General features: G+C 72.6%; 14 protein-coding genes. 6 read left to right on the top strand and 8 right to left on the bottom strand.

Annotated elements, in window-relative coordinates; genetic code table 11:
• Window positions 1–180 precede the first annotated feature (180 nt).
• A complete protein-coding gene (locus tag Q0P88_RS00230; protein ID WP_295010271.1) occupies window positions 181–1,107 on the top strand; it encodes a LysR family transcriptional regulator in 927 nt (308 codons plus the stop codon).
• Window positions 1,108–1,156: 49 nt separating this feature from the next.
• On the opposite strand, the gene Q0P88_RS00225 is transcribed toward Q0P88_RS00230, so the two are convergent.
• Both Q0P88_RS00225 and Q0P88_RS00220 read right to left on the bottom strand, forming a co-directional pair.
• The gene (locus Q0P88_RS00225; RefSeq protein WP_295010270.1) at window positions 1,157–3,163 is read right to left on the bottom strand and encodes a primary-amine oxidase; all 2,007 of its coding nucleotides are present in this window, start codon (window positions 3,161–3,163) and stop codon (window positions 1,157–1,159) included.
• Window positions 3,164–3,374: 211 nt separating this feature from the next.
• A complete protein-coding gene (locus Q0P88_RS00220) occupies window positions 3,375–3,959 on the bottom strand; it encodes a TetR/AcrR family transcriptional regulator (protein ID WP_295010269.1) in 585 nt (194 codons plus the stop codon).
• 79 nt (window positions 3,960–4,038) lie between these two features.
• Here Q0P88_RS00220 and Q0P88_RS00215 point away from each other — a divergent pair, with 79 nt between their 5' ends.
• The 3 genes from Q0P88_RS00215 to murQ are packed head-to-tail and all read left to right on the top strand — an operon-like array spanning window position 4,039 to window position 6,587.
• The gene (locus Q0P88_RS00215) at window positions 4,039–4,671 is read left to right on the top strand and encodes a hypothetical protein (protein ID WP_295010268.1); all 633 of its coding nucleotides are present in this window, start codon (window positions 4,039–4,041) and stop codon (window positions 4,669–4,671) included.
• Window positions 4,672–4,711: 40 nt separating this feature from the next.
• The gene (locus tag Q0P88_RS00210) at window positions 4,712–5,647 is read left to right on the top strand and encodes an N-acetylglucosamine kinase (RefSeq protein WP_295010267.1); all 936 of its coding nucleotides are present in this window, start codon (window positions 4,712–4,714) and stop codon (window positions 5,645–5,647) included.
• A complete protein-coding gene (gene murQ / locus Q0P88_RS00205) occupies window positions 5,637–6,587 on the top strand; it encodes an N-acetylmuramic acid 6-phosphate etherase (RefSeq protein ID WP_295010266.1) in 951 nt (316 codons plus the stop codon). Before Q0P88_RS00210 ends, murQ begins: the two co-directional genes overlap by 11 nt.
• 180 nt (window positions 6,588–6,767) lie before the next feature.
• Here murQ and Q0P88_RS00200 read toward each other — a convergent pair whose 3' ends face one another.
• The 6 genes from Q0P88_RS00200 to Q0P88_RS00175 form a co-directional block, all read right to left on the bottom strand.
• Window positions 6,768–7,976 carry a multidrug effflux MFS transporter gene (locus Q0P88_RS00200; RefSeq protein WP_295010263.1) on the bottom strand — a complete coding sequence of 403 codons (1,209 nt, stop codon included), beginning with the start codon at window positions 7,974–7,976 and terminating at the stop codon, window positions 6,768–6,770.
• Complete coding sequence (locus tag Q0P88_RS00195; RefSeq protein WP_295010261.1) at window positions 7,973–8,971, bottom strand: alpha/beta hydrolase; 999 nt, start codon at window positions 8,969–8,971, stop codon at window positions 7,973–7,975. The genes Q0P88_RS00200 and Q0P88_RS00195 overlap by 4 nt, the downstream gene beginning before the upstream one ends.
• Window positions 8,968–9,963 (bottom strand): alpha/beta hydrolase, encoded by a 996-nt coding sequence (locus Q0P88_RS00190; RefSeq protein WP_295010259.1) that lies wholly within the window; start codon window positions 9,961–9,963, stop codon window positions 8,968–8,970. Before Q0P88_RS00190 ends, Q0P88_RS00195 begins: the two co-directional genes overlap by 4 nt.
• Before the next feature lie 157 nt (window positions 9,964–10,120).
• Complete coding sequence (locus Q0P88_RS00185) at window positions 10,121–11,092, bottom strand: aldo/keto reductase (protein WP_295010257.1); 972 nt, start codon at window positions 11,090–11,092, stop codon at window positions 10,121–10,123.
• 14 nt (window positions 11,093–11,106) lie between these two features.
• Window positions 11,107–12,207, bottom strand: coding sequence for a zinc-binding dehydrogenase (locus tag Q0P88_RS00180; protein ID WP_295010255.1), 1,101 nt, complete (start codon window positions 12,205–12,207; stop codon window positions 11,107–11,109).
• A gap of 38 nt (window positions 12,208–12,245) precedes the next feature.
• A complete protein-coding gene (locus Q0P88_RS00175; RefSeq protein ID WP_295010253.1) occupies window positions 12,246–12,965 on the bottom strand; it encodes an SDR family NAD(P)-dependent oxidoreductase in 720 nt (239 codons plus the stop codon).
• Between the two features lie 136 nt (window positions 12,966–13,101).
• Between Q0P88_RS00175 and Q0P88_RS00170 the strand changes: the two genes are divergently transcribed.
• The gene (locus Q0P88_RS00170; protein WP_295010251.1) at window positions 13,102–14,058 is read left to right on the top strand and encodes an aldo/keto reductase; all 957 of its coding nucleotides are present in this window, start codon (window positions 13,102–13,104) and stop codon (window positions 14,056–14,058) included.
• 235 nt (window positions 14,059–14,293) lie between these two features.
• Window positions 14,294–15,829, top strand: coding sequence for an ABC transporter substrate-binding protein (locus Q0P88_RS00165; protein ID WP_295010249.1), 1,536 nt, complete (start codon window positions 14,294–14,296; stop codon window positions 15,827–15,829).
• Window positions 15,830–15,859 lie beyond the last annotated feature (30 nt).

The following is a 15,859-nucleotide window of genomic DNA, read 5'->3' as shown; positions in this document are numbered from 1 at the left end:
CCGTCGCCGAACCGTTGTCCGCCTCCGTCGGGCGCCGCTCGCGGACGTCGCTCGAGGCCCACGTCCTCCCGGCGGCCCGGCGCGGCGGACGGGCCGCCGGCCCGCGACGACCGGACCCGGCGCGGTCATGATCGCCCTCCTGCATGATCCGGGCGAAGTGAATGCGCCTACGCTATGCGCATGAACCTCGAGCAGCTCCGCGGATTCGTCGAGATCGCCCGCCTCGGCAACTTCACGCGCGCCGCCGAGGAGCTGCATCTCGCGCAGCCGTCGCTGAGCCGGCAGATCTCGACCCTCGAGCGCGAGCTCGGATCGGACCTGTTCCATCGCGCCCGCGGGCACATCTCGCTCACCGCGGCGGGGGAGGTCCTGCTGCCCTACGCCCGGCGCATGCTCGCCGACGCCTCCTCCGTGCGCCGGGAGATGGCGGAGATCGCGGGACTGCGCCGAGGACGGGTCCGCCTGGGCGCCCCGCCCTCGCTGTGCGCGAGCATCGTGCCGGACGTGGTCGGCACGTTCCGCGCGGCGCACCCCGGCGTGGAGCTGGCGATCACCGAGCGCGGCTCGCGGCGGCTCGTCGCGGCGCTCGCCGAAGGGGCGCTCGACCTCGCTCTGCTGGCCTCCTCCGACGTCGGGGCGGAAGCAGCGGTGAGTCTGACCCGCACGCCGCTGCTCGCGGAGGACCTCGTGGTGGTCTCCGCGGCGGACGGCCCCGAGATCTGCGCGGGCGCTGCGATCTCGCTGCACGCGGTCGCGGAGCTGCCGCTCATCGCCTTTCCCCGCAGTTACGTGCTGCGCGGCGCGACGGATGCCGCGTTCGCCGCGGCCGGCCTCGTGCCGGAGGTCGTCGTGGAGGGCCCCGAGATGGACACCGTGCTGCGCTTCGTGGAGCGCGGGGTCGGGGTGGCGATCGTCCCGGCGATGGTCGCCCTCGGCCGGCCGGGGCTGCGTGCCGTGCCGCTCGCGGAGCGGCTCAGTCGGACGATCTCGCTCGCGCACCGGGCCGACATGGCGCCGACCCGTGCGGCGGCCGCCCTGCGCGGCACGATCCTCGCGGTCGCCGATGCCTTCGCCGCCGAGGCGGACTTCGTCGCCCGCGTGGCCTGAACGCGCCCTCCGGAGGGAGGGCGCGTTCAGGCCGGGCGCGGGTCTGCGCTCAGTGGCCGCAGGTGCAGCCCTCCCCGCCCCCGCAGCAGGAGGATCCGGTCGCGCCGTCGCCGACGGCGTGGGCCTGCGAGGACTCCGGCACGTCCATGCCCGGGTTCTGATCCAGGAACCCGTACGGGCGGAACGCGAACCCCGCCATGTCGACGGGCATGATCGGCCAGTCCTCCGGGCGCGGGAAGTGCGTGAGACCGAACGTGTGCCACAGCACGAGGTCGGCGCCGTCCGGACCGTCCAGCGGTGCATCCGTCGCGGCGTACTCGGGCAGCCCTGATCCGCCCTGGTGCGCGTTGGGGTAGCGGCCGGCGGGCCACAGCTCGCCCTCGCGGAACGCGGTGCCCCAGAGGTGCTTGGTCGCGAACGCCGCGCGGGCGGCGACCGAGGAGGCCGGATCCGCGAGGAGGAGGGCGGTCGGCCGGGGGACGAGCTGGTACGCGGTGGCGCGCCCGACCGCGTTCGTCCGCGAGGCGCTCTGCACCTCCCATACCCGCGCCACCGACGTGTCGGCCTCGCGCTGCGCCTCCGCCTCGCTCCCGAGGACCGTCTCGGACCAGGTGAACGCGTTGCCGAAGGGGTTCTCCGGGCCCATCGGCACGCGTTCGGCGTCCACCTCGACGAGCCGGTTGTCCGATCCGTCCACGGCGACGTCGAGCCGGGCGCAGAAGAGGTGCTGGTGGACGGGGGCGAAGACGCCGGGGGCGAGCTCGGTCGCGTGACGCTGGGGGATCCCCGGCTCGCCCGCGCCGACGAACACGATCCCCGTCGCCTTCGCGACGACCTCGATCGTGCCGTCCAGGCCGAAGTTCCAATAGAACCCGTAGTCGTAGTTGCCGATCGTCGAGAAGTACGAGACGACGAAGCGGCGGGCGCGGCGCACGTCGGACCGGCCCTCGAGGTTCGTGTGCTTCCAGAGGATCCCGGTGTCCTCCTCGTGCATGCAGATCACGTTCGGGATGCGCACGGGGTTGCCCCGGTCGTCGGCGACGTAGCCGTCGAGGTAGCGGATCACGCCCAGGCAGTCGCAGCCGAGCGCGAGGTGGTTGGCGTTCTTGCCGAGCAGGTACTCTCCCGCGTCGAAGTAGCTGATCCAGAAGCGGCCCGGGGCGGTGTCGCCGTAGGGCACGACCATCTCTGGCACGCTCGCGCGGTTCAGCACGGGACGCCCGTCGAAGCGCACGTTGTGCAGGACGAGCCCCTCGCGGGCGTTGAAGGACACCCGCATCGACCAGTTCTCCCACTCGACGAGCGAGCCGGTGACGTGGAAGCTCGGTCCCTCTGGCTGGACGATCTCGATCGGCTTGAGCGTCGTGCGTGCCTCGCCCTGCACCTCGGGGTAGTAGTTGCCGTGTCCGGCGGGCACCGGCACGTCGCCGACGTCCTCGACGCGGATCACGCTGTTCGTGGTGAGGTCGATGTGCACGACGAGGCCCTCGACGGGATGCGCCCATGGGGAGTCGAGCTCGTCGTAGCGCAGGAACGTGAGCGAGCGGATCACGCGGCGCCCGACCTCGTCGGCGCGGCCGGTGTAGCCCGGGGCGAGGGGCGAGCAGAACGCCCGGTCGATGTGCGCGGCAAGGCCTCGGCGCTCCATCGCGGTACGCCACTGCGGCGAGGCCTTGGCGATCGTCTCGGCGCGCTCGTACTCCTCGAAGAGGTACTGCGGCTGGCCGTACGGCGGCGCGTCGTTGGGCACCCGCTCGGAGCGGACGACCTCGCCGCGGGTGATCGAGACCACGACGTCGGTGGCGACGCCCGTCGCCGTGTCGAGGAGGGTCGCATCGACGCGGCGGTCGATCGGTGCGCCGGGACGCCAGGCGGCGAGCTCCTGCCGGGTGGGCTCGTCGGGCAGCAGCGACGGCACGCGCACCGTCTCGCCGAGCAGCCCCGCGCACTCCAGGATGGCGCGGGCGGCGGCGATCTCTGGTCCGGTGAGCGGATCCAGCGGGTGCGGCGCGGGGGCGGTCTCGATCGTGATCGGCTGCGGGGCGTGGGGGGACATCGTCGACCTCTACGGTTTAGTTGAGCATATGCTCAAGAAACGGGTTGCGTCGATGGTATGCCTCGGGACCGGCTCGCGCAACGGGTGAACGGTCGGGACGATCCGCCCGGGGCGCGACGATGTGCACAGGGCGCACGAACGGCACACGGATTCGGGCGATTCCGGTGCGGATCGTCCGAGCGCGTGCGGATCGTCCGGGCGGGCGATGCCGCTACGGGCGCCAGGGGTCCAGGATCGCGGCGAGCACGCGGAGGTGCGACGCGGCTCCGGCCGGCTCGGCGACCTCGACCACCTGCTGGCCGTAGGTGATCGCGCGCAGCAGGGCCAGGACGTCCTCGCGCGGCGTGTCCGGGCGCAGCTCGCCGCCGGCGACCGCTTCGTCGAGCGCTTCCGAGGTCTCGCTCCGCCAGAGCGGCAGGGTGGGGATCGCGGAGTCCTCGGCGGGGGCGAGGGAGGCGAGGCGGCCCCAGAAGCCGACCACCACATGGGCCTCGGTCCGGGTGGTCGCGTCGATCGGGAGGACCTCGCGCATGATCGCCTCGATCCGGGCGAGGCCGTGCAGTCCTCGGGTCGCCCGACGGATCCGCTCCTCGGTGCGCCGGGTGACCTCGGTCGCCGCGGCGCGGATCACGTCGTCGAACCCGTCGAAGTAGTGCCAGAGCGAGCCGACCGCGACGCCGAGCTCTCGGGCGACGGCGCGCGAGCTCACGCCGTCGTGGCCGTCCCTGGCGGCGACGACGAGCAGCGCGTCGGCGATGTCGCGACGGCGCTCATCGTGATCGACGACCCGGGGCATGCGTCCATCCTGGCGCATCTCGCGGGTCGGGACGGGCGCCGCTCTTGTTTTTGAGCGAGTGATCAATAAAACTGGGCTCGTGGCGATGCTGCACGCGACGGCGATGGTGCTGATGATCGGATCCGCGATCACGGCGCTGCTGTGCTGCCTCGGCGCAGCGCTGCGCACGCATGGCCGCGCGGTGCCGTGGCAAGGGTGCCAGAGCGCGTGCGTCATGGCGCTCGGCATGATCGCCCTCTGCGCGGGTGAGGGCGACGCGCGGGTCACGCTGCTGGTCGCGGCCTCGGGGCTCGGATCCGCGATGCTCGGCGTGGCCGGCACGCGGGGGAGTGTGCACGCGAGGGCGTGCTTCCACCGCGCCCTCGGCTGCGTCGCGATGGCGGCATGCGCCCTGGCCGCGCTCTCCGGCGGATCCGCGCTCGCCCGGGCCGACGCGTCCGGGGTCAGCGCGTCCGTGGTCGACGCGTCCGTGGTCGGCGCGGCGGGGGTCGGCGGGGGATCCGCGCACGTCGGACACGGCGCGCTCGTGCCGTTCGCCGCGCTCGCCCTCGGCATGGTCGGCGTCGCGCTCGTCGCGATGGCCGTCGATCGCGCACGGCACCGTGCATCCGCCGCGCAGGGGCGGAGCCTTCGTCGTGCGGAGGGTGCCTCGATGGCGGTGTCGCTCGCCGCGATGGGGGCGATGATGCTGCTCGGCGCGGGGGTGGGTTAAAAGTTCCCATCGAGCGCCGGAAAACGTGTAAATTGCTTTCATGACTTCATCGGGGACGGTCTCCGTCGATCTCGGCAAGTCCCTGTGCCGCGTGCGAGCGTCCGTCCCGGGTCGAAACGTCCGCCGCGAGGGCCCGGGAGCGCCGGGACTGGCCGGACGCGACGGAGTGTCCCTCGCGCTCGCGGCGATCCGACCGCTCCTCGCCGACCTGGACGCCACGGCACCCGCGCGGATCGGCGTCGGCGCGGCGGGCGCGATGTTCGCCCCCGTGGAATCCGCTGTTCTCGCCGAGGAGCTGGCGCGGATCGTCGGCGCGCCCGCGGCCGTCGCCTCGGACGTCGTGACGGCCCACGCGGGCGCGCTCCAGGGCGAGGCCGGGGTGCTCCTGATCGCCGGAACCGGGGCCGTCGCCCTCGGCGTCGACGCCGAGGGTTACCGCCTCGTCGACGGCTGGGGTCCGGAACTGGGCGACCTCGGCAGCGGATCCTGGATCGGCCGCGAGGGTCTGCGGGCCGTGCTCCGCGCCCGCGACGGCCTCGCGGGCAGGACGACGCTCACCGACGCCTTCGGGCACCTCACGGCGGCCGAGGCGCAGGGCGATGCCGCGCGCGTCGCGGATCCGACCCCGATCACCTGGGTCGGCGGGTCCGACGCCCCGGCCCGTCAGATCGCGCGTTTCGCGCCCGCGGTGCTGGACGCCGCGGACGCCGGGGATCCGGCCGCCGTCGCGATCCGCGACGAGGCGGCTCGGCTCCTCGCGGAGACCGCCCGCGCCGCGTCCGCGCGTGAGGGAGCGGGCGTGGTGCTGCACGGCGGGCTCACCGCCCATGCCGGATTCCGCGCCCGGATCGTCGCGGCGCTCGCCGCTCGGGGGCAGCACGTCCGCGACGCACGGGGCGACGCTCTCGACGGCGCGGCCATGATCGCCGAGCAACGCGCCCCCCTCCACGAAAGGTTCGTGCACCGTGCCCTTTGATCCCTCCTCCGATGAGGCCTCCCGACTCGCGGCGCTGATCGCCGAGCTCGGCACGCTCTCCACCGAGCAGCTCGACGCCGACCGCGGCGACCTCGATCTCCTCCCCACCCGCGCGCTCGTCGAGGCCATGAACGCGGAGGACCGACGCGTACCCGCCGCCGTCGCCGCGCAGGCGGTCGCGATCGCCGAGGCCGTCGACGGGATCACCGAACGCTTCCGACGCGGGGGACGCCTCGTGTACCTCGGTGCGGGGACCGCCGGCCGCGTCGGCGTGCTCGACGCCTCGGAGTGCCCGCCGACGTTCGGCACCGACCCGCGCATGGTGGTGGGGCTGATCGCGGGCGGCGAGGGCGCGATCCGCTCCGCCGTCGAGGACGCGGAGGACGACGCAGACGCGGCGGCGCGCGCGCTCGACGACCTCGGCATCGGGCCCGACGACACCGTGGTCGGCATCTCGGCCTCCGGCCGCACGCCCTACGTGATCGGCGGGCTCACGGCGGCGAAGCGAGCAGGGGCGCTCACCGTCGCCCTCGCGAACAACGCCGGCTCGGCGATCGGGGCGGCGGCGGACATCGCGATCGAGGTCGTCGTCGGGCCCGAGTTCGTGACCGGATCCACGCGGCTGAAGGCCGGCACCGCGCAGAAGCTCGTCGTGAACATGCTCTCGACACTGTCGATGATCCGCCTCGGCAAGACCTACCGCGGCGTCATGGTCGACCTGCGGGCGACGAACGAGAAGCTGCGTGCGCGGTCCGTGCGCACGCTCGTCCAGCTCACCGGGGCGTCGCTCGCCGACGCGGTCCGTGCGCTCGCCGAGGCGGGCGGATCCGTGAAGCTCGCCCTGCTGATCCTGTTCACCGGGGCCTCGGCCGAGGTCGCGGCGACCGCCCTGGCGGCGTCCGACGGCGTGCTGCGGGACGCGATCGTCGCCCTGCGCTGACGCGTCGTCGGATCGAGCCTCCTCCGTTCCGGTCGCGAATTCTGCCGCTCTGGGACGGGGAAAGCGGCTTCTTTCGCGACGGGAGCGGGGAGGAGCGGCGGGTTTCGCGACGGGAGCGGGGAGGAGCGGCGGGACGGGTCGTGGGGGCGGGGGCAGGGCGCGAGCGCGGGGCGCGGGGGCTCAGCGAGCGGCCGGGCGGACGGCGAACCAGGCCATGAGCGCCGCCACGAGCGCGGCGCCGGCCATCGTCACGCCCATCGTGATCGCGTTGGCGCCGCCGATCCCCACGGCGAGCGGTGACAGCAGCGGTCCGACGAGGAACGTCGACATTCCCAGCAGCGCCGACGCGGTGCCCGCCCTCGCGCCGTGATGGGCGAGCGCGAGCGTCGAGGAGTTCGGTCCGCCGATCCCCGCGCAGAGCATGAACCCCACGAGCGCCGCGACCACGCCCCACACGCCGACGCCGCGCAGCGCCAGCAGCGCGAGCGCGCCGGTCGCGAGCGCCGTCGCCGTCACCCCGAGCAGGTAGACCCGCAGCGGTCCCGCTCGGCGCACGACGAGACGGCTCGCCTGGCCGCCGACGATGTTCGCGAGTGCGCCGAGCGCGAAGGCGAGACTGAAGCCCTGCGGATCGAGTCCGAACTCGTCCTGCAGCACGAACGAGGTGAGCGACAGGTAGGTGAAGAACGCCACTCCGCCGCCGGCCCCGGCGCAGAGCACGGCGACGAAGAGCCGATCGCGCAGCACCGCGCCGGTGTGGGCGCGCAGCGTCCGCAGTCCGCCGGCGTGACGGTCCTCGCGGTCCAGAGTCTCGGGCAGCGCGAAGAGGACCACCAGCAGCAGGGCCGCGCCGATGCCCGCGAGCACCCCGAACGTCCCCCGCCAGTCCATGACGCGGGCGAGCTGGCCGCCCACGACCGGCGCGATGACGGGGGCGGATCCGGACACGAGGAACAGCAGCGAGAGCATGCGGCTCAGCTCCGCGCCCTCGAACTGGTCCCGCGCCACGGCGAGACAGATCACGATGCCCGCGGATCCGGCGAGGCCCTGGAGAAAGCGCGCGAGGAGCAGCACCTCGATCCCCGGCGCGAGCGCACAGGCGAGCGAGAGCGCCGCGAACGCGGAGACGCCGACGACGAGCGGGCGGCGGCGGCCGAAGCGGTCGCTGAGCGGACCCGCGACGAGCTGACCGAGCCCCAGGCCGATCATGCACGCCGACATCGTCGCGGAGGCCAGCGCGTCGCTCGTGCCGAGGGAGGCGGCGAGCTGCGGCAGCTGGGGGAGGGAGAGGTCCATCGAGAGCGGTCCGAACGCCTCGAGCATCCCGAGCACGAGCATCGCGCGCAGCGTCGTCATCCGCGCGACCGGAGGCGCGACGGCCGCGCTCATCCGTCGAGTCGCAGCACGCGTCGCAGCCAGCTGTCCTTGGCGGCCTCCGCGGCGACGGACACCACGGCCTCCGGCGAGAAGCCGGCGAACCCGTGGTAGCCGCCGGCCCACACGTGCAGCTCGGCCTGACCTCCCGTCGCCTGGATCCGCCGCGCGTAGTCGACGGCCTCGTCCCGGAACGTCTCGGCGGCGCCGACCTCGATGAAGGCCGGCGCGAGACCGGAGAGATCGTCCGCCCTCGCCGGAGCGGTGTACGGCGACACCCGATCCGTGAAACGGTCGTGCCCGGCGATCGCGGTCCAGGCCGTGTCGTTGTTGTGGCGGTCCCAGGCGCCGATGCCGTCGTACTGGCGCGACGACACGGTCTCGTTGCGGTCGTCCAGCATCGGGCAGCCGAGGAGCTGCCCTGCCAGACGCGGCCCGCCGCGATCCCGCGTCATCAGCGCGACGGCGGCCGACAGCCCTCCGCCCGCGCTCTGACCGGAGGCGACGATCCGATCCGGATCGATTCCCAGTTCCTCCGCGTGGCCGGCCATCCAGACGAGGGCGGCGTAGCAGTCCTCCGCCTGCGCCGGCCCGGGGTGCTCGGGCGCCAGCCGGTACTCCACGGCGATGCCGACGATGCCGTGGCGTTCGGCGAGGTCGATCAGCTCGCCGGTTCCGAAGAAGCGGGTGCCCAGCACCATCCCGCCGCCGTGGATCGACAGCACGGCCGGGGCCGGCTCGGCACGCGGCGCGGCGGGGCGCACGATCGTGATGTCCACGGCGGGCGCACCGTCGGGTCCGGGGATGGTCCGGTCCTCGAAGGTCACGGCCCGTCCCTCGGCCTGCGCCGCGATCGGCGGGATGATCGTCGCGAAGTGGGCACGGTTGCGCAGGATCGTGTCGGCGCGCAGCGGGACGATCTCCACGAGGTCGAGGAACGCGGCGAGGCCGTCCACCAGCTCGGGGTCGTAGGGCACGGGCCGCACGGCAGGCGCCGCCGGGGCGGTCATCGCCGGCTCCAGATCCGCCGCAGCCATGACGCGCGGGCGGCGAGCGCGGCGCGGGTGATCTCCGCTTCGGGCATGTACATGTCGAAGCCGTGGGCGCCGCCCGCCCAGACGTGCAGCTCGGCCTGGCCTCCTGTGGCCCAGATCCGCAGGGCGTACTGCGTGTCCTCGTCGCGGAACATCTCCGCCTCGCCCACCTCGATGTACGCCGGCGGCAGGCCGGACAGATCGGCGGCGTGGGCGGGAGCGGCGTACCCGGACGCGGCGCTGCTGAAGGCGAGCTCCTCCCCGAGCAGGCAGGACCACGCGAGCAGATTGGCCTCCCGCTGCCAGGTGCCGATGCCGTCGAACTGGCGGCTCGACACCGTCGTGTTCGTGTTGTCGATCATCGGGCACAGCAGAAGCTGCCCGGCGATCGGCGGCCCCTTCCGGTCCCGCGCGAGCAGTGCGACGCCGGCGCTCAGGCCGCCTCCCGCGCTTCCTCCGCCGACGACGATGCGCTCCGGATCCACCCCGAGCGCCGCCGCGTGCGCGTGCAGCCAGACGAGCGCCGCGTAGCAGTCCTCGAGACCGGCGGGGGAGGGGTACTCGGGCGCCAGACGGTACTCGACGTTGACGGCGACCACTCCGTGCTCGGCCACGATGTCGACGACGCGGCCGGTCTCCCAGCTGCGATGCCCGACGATCTGCCCGCCGCCGTGGATGTTCAGGAAGGCGGGGAGCACTGTGCTCTCGGCGCCGCGCGGCCGGAAGACCGTGACCTCGATCTCCGGAGCTCCCTCGGGACCGGGGATGAGGCGATCCTCGGCGTCGATCGGGCGCCCGGCGATCACCGCGTCGGCCGACGGGAAGAGCGTGTCGACGCCCTCGCGCGGCAGCGTGTCTCGGGTGAGCGGCGGCTGAGGATCCGCGGCGAGCGCGTCGAGCACCCGCTGGACCTCCGGGTCGAACGGGTTGGGGGCGACGGTCGGGTGTCCGGCGGCGGTGATGGTCATGCGGTGCTGCCTTTCGTGGGAGATCTTCTCGAGGGGATCGTTGAGCGAGCACCGGCGGAGTCGGCGCGAGACGAAACGCAGTGATCCTGCGAGGGGGCCGCGTTTCGTCTCGGTCGCCTGCGGCGTCCTCGCTCAACGACCCCGAGGGGTGAAGCGGTCAGGGGCCTTCCGGATCGACCGCGTCGCGATCGGCCCAGAACGGGGCGACGAGCGCGCGCAGCCGTGCCGCGCCCAGTCGGTCGACGAGCGCGGCGGCGTCGAGATTCGCGCGCAGCTGGGCGAGGCTCGACGCGCCGAACAGCGTGGTCGTCAGGGCCGGGTGCGTGAGCGTGAAGGCGAGGCCGAGCTGTGCGGGGGTGACGCCCTCCGAGGCGGCGAGCGCCGCGAACGCCGGAACGTCGTCGACGATCCGCTGCCGGATGTCACCGGGATCGCGTCCGATCTGCCGGTCGCCGTTCCCCTTGCCCGCCAGTACCCCGCCCTCGAGGCAGTCCGAGGCCTGTAGCGTGAGCCCCTGCTCCCACAGGCGGGCGAACGGCTCGCCGTCCGGGATGGATCGCCGGGACACGCTGTACTTGAGCTGCGCGATCTGCGGACCGGGCACGCCCTCGTCCGCGGCGAGGTCGATGAGCGACTGGATGGATCCTGCCGACCAGTTGTTCACCCCCCACGCGCGGATCAGGCCGGCATCCCTCAGGGCGGCGAGATCGAGCACGAGATCCCGCAGGTCGAGATCGTCGCGGCGGAGATCCCCGAGGATCACCAGGTCCGCGTGCTCGGCGCCGACGCGGAACAGCGCGTTCTCGAGCTGCGGGCGGAAGCCGTCCGCGCCGAAAGCCTCGAGCCACAGCTTCGACGACAGCAGCCATTCGTCGCGGCGCAGACCGGCCGCGCGCACCATGGCGCTGAAGATGACGTCGGTGAACGCGGGCGGCATACCAGGCCCGGTGTAGACGCCGACGTCGAAGAGGTTCACGCCGCGGTCGACGGCCTCGCGGAGCATGGCCGTGGCGTCGCCGAAGTCCATGCGGTCGTATGTGTGCCAGGAACCGAGCGAGAAGAGGGAGGCGCGGATCCCGCTCGTGCCGATCTCGCGCTGCGGCAGCACGGCGGTGGGGGTGTCGGTCATGGTCGCGGTCTCCTTCACAGGCGGGGGTCGATGACGGCCTTGACCTCGTCGAGGCGGTGCATGTGCGCGATCTTCTCGGAGGCCTGCGCGAGCCCGACGGGTGTGCTGAAGAGCTCGTCCCAGGGGAACCGGTCGGCGAAGGCCTGGAAGAACTCGATCGAGCGGGCGTAGTCGGCGATGTCGCCGTTGAGCGAGCCGACGATCGTGAGCTCCTTGCCCATGACCGTGCTGAGCGGGAAGACGTCTCCGGCGGGGCCCGTGGATCCGACGATCACGACGGTGCCGCGCGGGGCGGCCATGCCGACGGCGTCCGGCCCCACGCTCGGCGCGCCGGCGAAGTCGAACACGTGGTCGGCGCCGCGGCCGTCCGTGAGCTCCTTCACCTGGGCGACGACGGGGCCCTCGCGGAAGTCGACGACCGCGTCCGCGCCGAACCGTGTCGCGAGCTCGAGCCGGGCCGCCGGGGCGCCGACCGTGATCACGCGCCCGGCACCGGCGATCTTCGCCACGGCGGTCGCGAAGATGCCGAGGGCGCCGGCGCCCTGCACGACGACCGTGGATCCGGGGCGGATCCGCCCGCCGCGCTCGAATGCGCGCAGCACGGTCTTCGCCGCGCACCCGGCCATCGAGGCCCAGGTGTCCTTGACCTCGTCGGGGAGAAGAAGCTTCGCCGCGCCCGGGGTGACGTAGGCGTACTCGGACAGGCCCGCGGTGGCGAACGGCGGCACGTCGGAGCGCTGCAGGAAGCCGTAACCGCGGCGGGAGCAGTGCACCGGCTCGCGCAGCACGACGCAGCCGTCGCACTCACCGCAGGTCGACTCGGACCACCCGATACGGTCGCCGACGTGAAGCGGCCGGCCGAGCGCGTCGACGGTGCCCGCGCCGAGGGCGACGATCTCGCCGACCATCTCATGGCCGAGCACCATCGGCAGCATGCCGGGGAAGGTCATCCTGCCCTCCCAGATCTCGATGTCCGTGCCGCACAGGGTCGCGCAGGCGATGCGGACGAGCGCGGCTCCCGGAGCGATCTCCGAGGGCAGGAGCAGCTGCTGCAGGGTGAGGGGCTGTCCGTGCTCGGTGAGCACGGCCGCGCGGGTGGTGGTGGGGAGGGTCATGCGGATCCTTTCCGGATCGGGGAGATCGACGCGGAGCGTCAGACGAGGAGCTGGCCGCCGTCGACGGGGACGGAGACGCCGGTGATGTGGCTCGCGGCGGGCGAGGCCAGGAAGACGACGAGCGGGGCGACCTGCGCGACCTCGGCGATCGTGCCGAGGGGGATCCGCGCCTCCCAGGCGGCGCGCGCCTGCGGATCGGTCGCGAAGCCGGCGGTGAGCGGGGTGAGGATCGGGCCGGGCGCCACGGCGTTGACGCGGATCCGGCGTCCGGCCAGCTCGATCGCGGCGGTGCGGGTCATCGCGTCGACGGCGGCCTTGGTCATCTCGTAGTGGCCCATGCCCGGCGTGGGCTGGCGTGCCCCGATCGACGAGGTGTTCACGATCGCGCCGCCGTCGGGCAGGCGCCCCGCGAATTCGCGGAGCATGAGGAACGTGCCGCGGATGTTCACGGCGACGGCGGCGTCGAAGACCTCGAGGGGCACCTCCTGCTGAGTGCCGCCGCCGAGCACGACGCCGGCGTTGTTGACGAGCACGTCGATGCCGCCGAGCGCGGCGCCTGCGGCGGCGACGGACGCCGGATCCGAGATGTCGAGGGCGATGGCGGTGGCGCCGAGCTCTGCGGCCACGGCGGCTGCGGCCTCGGCGTTCACGTCGCCGATGATCACCTCGTCTCCGGCCTCGCGGAAGGCGGCGGCGATGCCGCGACCGAGGCCGGAGGCTCCTCCGGTGACGAGGATGCGGCGGGGGGAGACGGTCATCGGACGTCCTCTCTGACGGGGCTCCTCCGTTATATTCTACAAGCATAGAAAAACGCAACCCGGGGTTCCTCCCCGGTCGTCGAGCGAGGACGGCGAAGCCGCCCGAGACGACGCGCCCTCAGAGCAAGGAGTACTCATGTCAGCGTCGACGCTTCCGCACCGCGCCCTCGGTGGGCTCGCCGTCCCGCCGCTCGCGCTGGGATCGTGGAACACCTGGGATCGGATGGACCCCGACGACGCCGTGGCGATGATCCGCCGCGCCGTGGAGCTCGACGCCGGGTTCTTCGACGTCGCCTACTACAACATGGGTCCGCATGCGGAGAACTCCCGCACCGACATCCTGTTCGGCGAGGCCCTGCGGGCGAGTGGGGTCGAGCGCAGCCGGATCGTGCTGTGCGGCAAGCTCTGGCTCTGGGACTGGCCGAACCAGTCCTTCCGTGGCCAGCTCGTCGAGAGCCTGGAGCGCGCGGGGCTCGACCGCTTCGACACGCTCGTCGTCGGCGACTACTTGGACGAGCCCGACGCCGCGCGGATCGTGACCGACGTGAACGCGCTCATCGCCGAGGGTCTCGTCGGAGGCTGGGGGATCAACAACTGGCGGATCGAGCACACGCGCGCGGCGCTGGACGCCGCCGCCGACGCCGGACTCGTCGGGCCGTCGTTCGCGCAACTGAAGTACGGCATCGCGCGGCGCGCGATGGCCGAGGGCGTCGCCTACGGCTCGCTTTTCGCGGAGGGGACGCTCGCGCTGCAGGCCTCCGACGTGTTCGAGGGCGGGATCCTCGCGACCGGGCGGATGCCGCAGCGCAAGATCGGCGCGGACGTCGGCGGGATCCGCGAGCACATCCTCGCGCTGTATCCGGAGGTCGCCCGCATCGCCGAGGGGTTCGGCGTCACGCCCGCAACCCTCGGCGTGGCCTTCTGCCTCGCGCATCCGGCGACCGCGAACGTGCTCGTCGGGGTGTCCCGGATCGCCCAGCTCGAGGAGAACCATGCCGCGCTCGCGCTCGTCGCCGACCGTGGCGCCGAGGTGCGGGAGGCGCTGCGGGGGCTCAGGGTCGACCACGGGGTGCGCGATGACGGAGCCTGGTGAGTCGGCGCGGGGCGTCGGGCGGATCCGTGCGCGTGGCGGCAACCCTGGCGCGCTCTGCGACAAGCCTCCGCGCCTGAGCGGCGGATCCGGCGAGCGAAAGGTCTTGCACTCGTTTTCTACGCATGTAGACTAAACGCCACGACACATCGAAGTGACGTCGAAGCGACTCCTCCCCGAGCGCGGCCGCGGCCTCTTCGAACCTTCTTCCCCTCAACCCGCACCGAGAGAAGGAACCATGAAACGACTGCCTCTCGCGATCGCCACGGCCCTGGCCGCGACGCTCGCCCTCACCGCGTGCTCCGGCGGCGGATCGACCGGAACCCAGGCGAGCGACGGCGCCGCCGCGAACGCCCCGGACGACCTGAACATCGGGAACTTCCTCGATGTGACCAGCTGGGATCCGTCCCTCGCCGACATCGGCTTCGACGGACCCTACCTGTCCGCCGTCTACGACCCGCTCGTCGCCCTCGACAAGGACGGCAAGCCCGTCCCCGCGCTCGCGACGAAGTGGACCGTCTCCGACGACGACAAGACCATCGACTTCGACCTCCGCACCGGCACGACGTTCTCCGACGGGACGCCCGTCGACGCGGACGCGGTCGTGAAGAGCCTCGAGTACCTCAAGGCCGGCGCCCGCTCCGGCGAGGCCTATACGAACGTCGCCTCGATCACGAAGAAGGACGACCACACCGTCGAGCTCACCCTCACCCAGCGCGACGACACGATCCTGTACCTCATGGGACTCGGCCGCAGCTACGTGATGTCGCCGAAGGCGATCGCCGCCGGCACGCTCGGCAAGGACCCGATCGGATCCGGCCCGTACGTGCTCGACGCGGCCAAGAGCGTGGCGGGCAGCGAGTACCACTTCACGAAGGTGAAGGACTACTGGGACGCCAAGGCGTACGCCTTCTCGAACCTCGCCATCTTCCCGATTCAGGACGCCACGGCGCGGCACAACGCGATGCTCAGCGGGCAGATCAACGTCGAGTACGGCGATGTCGCCAACCAGGCCCAGGCCGACCAGCAGGGCTGGAACACCGCCGACCGGGTCTCGGGCTGGGCGGGTCTGGTCATCACGGACCACACGGGCGCGAAGAGCAAGCCCCTCGGCAGCGTGCAGGTCCGGCAGGCGCTGAACGTCGCCTTCGACGGCGCGGCGATCCTCAAGGCGGTCGGCAACGGCGCGGGCGTCGCGACGAACCAGGTGTTCCCGGACGGCGGCGACATCAACGACAAGGGCCTGAACAAGACATACGCCTACGACGTCGTGAAGGCGAAGGAGCTGCTCTCGCAGGCGGGCTATCCCGACGGCTTCAGCATCTCCATGCCGATGTCCCCGGTCTTCGAGATGTGGAAGCCCTCCGCCGAGCAGGCGCTGAACGCGATCGGCGTGAAGGTCACGTGGGACAACATGCAGATGCCCGATTACCAGACCAACGCCCCGAACTACCCGATGTTCATCTCGTTCCTGGCCATGGACGCTAACGACGTCGCCACGGTGCAGCGCCAGGTCACGAGCAAGCAGTGGTTCAACCCGGCGCCCGACTACGCGAGCAACGCCGTGATCGCGCCGCTCGTGGCGAAGGTGCAGGAAGCCAAGGGCGCCGACCAGACGGCGGCGATCAAGGAGCTGAACAAGGCGCTCGTCGACCAGGCGTGGTGGTCGGTCTGGTACCAGGCGAAGAACACCTTCTACAGCGTTCCCGGCATCACCGTGCAGCCGATCGTCGGGATGATGTTCCCGACCCTGCGCTACATCACCAAGGGCTGACGCCCGCCCCCTGACCGGTCGTCGAGCGAG

It is taken from the genome of uncultured Microbacterium sp. (assembly GCF_945952435.1).
Classification (GTDB): domain Bacteria; phylum Actinomycetota; class Actinomycetes; order Actinomycetales; family Microbacteriaceae; genus Microbacterium.
The sequence above is the reverse complement of the archived record's forward strand: the minus strand, read 5'-3'. Positions and strand labels throughout refer to the sequence as shown.

What these genes read in the sequence shown, in the direction of transcription:
- Q0P88_RS00230 (WP_295010271.1), top strand. Translation starts at nt 181, where the DNA reads ATGAACCTCGAGCAGCTCCGCGGATTCGTCGAGATCGCCCGCCTCGGC.
- Q0P88_RS00225 (WP_295010270.1), bottom strand. Translation starts at nt 3,163, where the DNA reads ATGTCCCCCCACGCCCCGCAGCCGATCACGATCGAGACCGCCCCCGCG.
- Q0P88_RS00220 (WP_295010269.1), bottom strand. Translation starts at nt 3,959, where the DNA reads ATGCCCCGGGTCGTCGATCACGATGAGCGCCGTCGCGACATCGCCGAC.
- Q0P88_RS00210 (WP_295010267.1), top strand. Translation starts at nt 4,712, where the DNA reads ATGACTTCATCGGGGACGGTCTCCGTCGATCTCGGCAAGTCCCTGTGC.
- Q0P88_RS00200 (WP_295010263.1), bottom strand. Translation starts at nt 7,976, where the DNA reads ATGAGCGCGGCCGTCGCGCCTCCGGTCGCGCGGATGACGACGCTGCGC.
- Q0P88_RS00195 (WP_295010261.1), bottom strand. Translation starts at nt 8,971, where the DNA reads ATGACCGCCCCGGCGGCGCCTGCCGTGCGGCCCGTGCCCTACGACCCC.
- Q0P88_RS00190 (WP_295010259.1), bottom strand. Translation starts at nt 9,963, where the DNA reads ATGACCATCACCGCCGCCGGACACCCGACCGTCGCCCCCAACCCGTTC.
- Q0P88_RS00185 (WP_295010257.1), bottom strand. Translation starts at nt 11,092, where the DNA reads ATGACCGACACCCCCACCGCCGTGCTGCCGCAGCGCGAGATCGGCACG.
- Q0P88_RS00180 (WP_295010255.1), bottom strand. Translation starts at nt 12,207, where the DNA reads ATGACCCTCCCCACCACCACCCGCGCGGCCGTGCTCACCGAGCACGGA.
- Q0P88_RS00175 (WP_295010253.1), bottom strand. Translation starts at nt 12,965, where the DNA reads ATGACCGTCTCCCCCCGCCGCATCCTCGTCACCGGAGGAGCCTCCGGC.
- Q0P88_RS00170 (WP_295010251.1), top strand. Translation starts at nt 13,102, where the DNA reads ATGTCAGCGTCGACGCTTCCGCACCGCGCCCTCGGTGGGCTCGCCGTC.
- Q0P88_RS00165 (WP_295010249.1), top strand. Translation starts at nt 14,294, where the DNA reads ATGAAACGACTGCCTCTCGCGATCGCCACGGCCCTGGCCGCGACGCTC.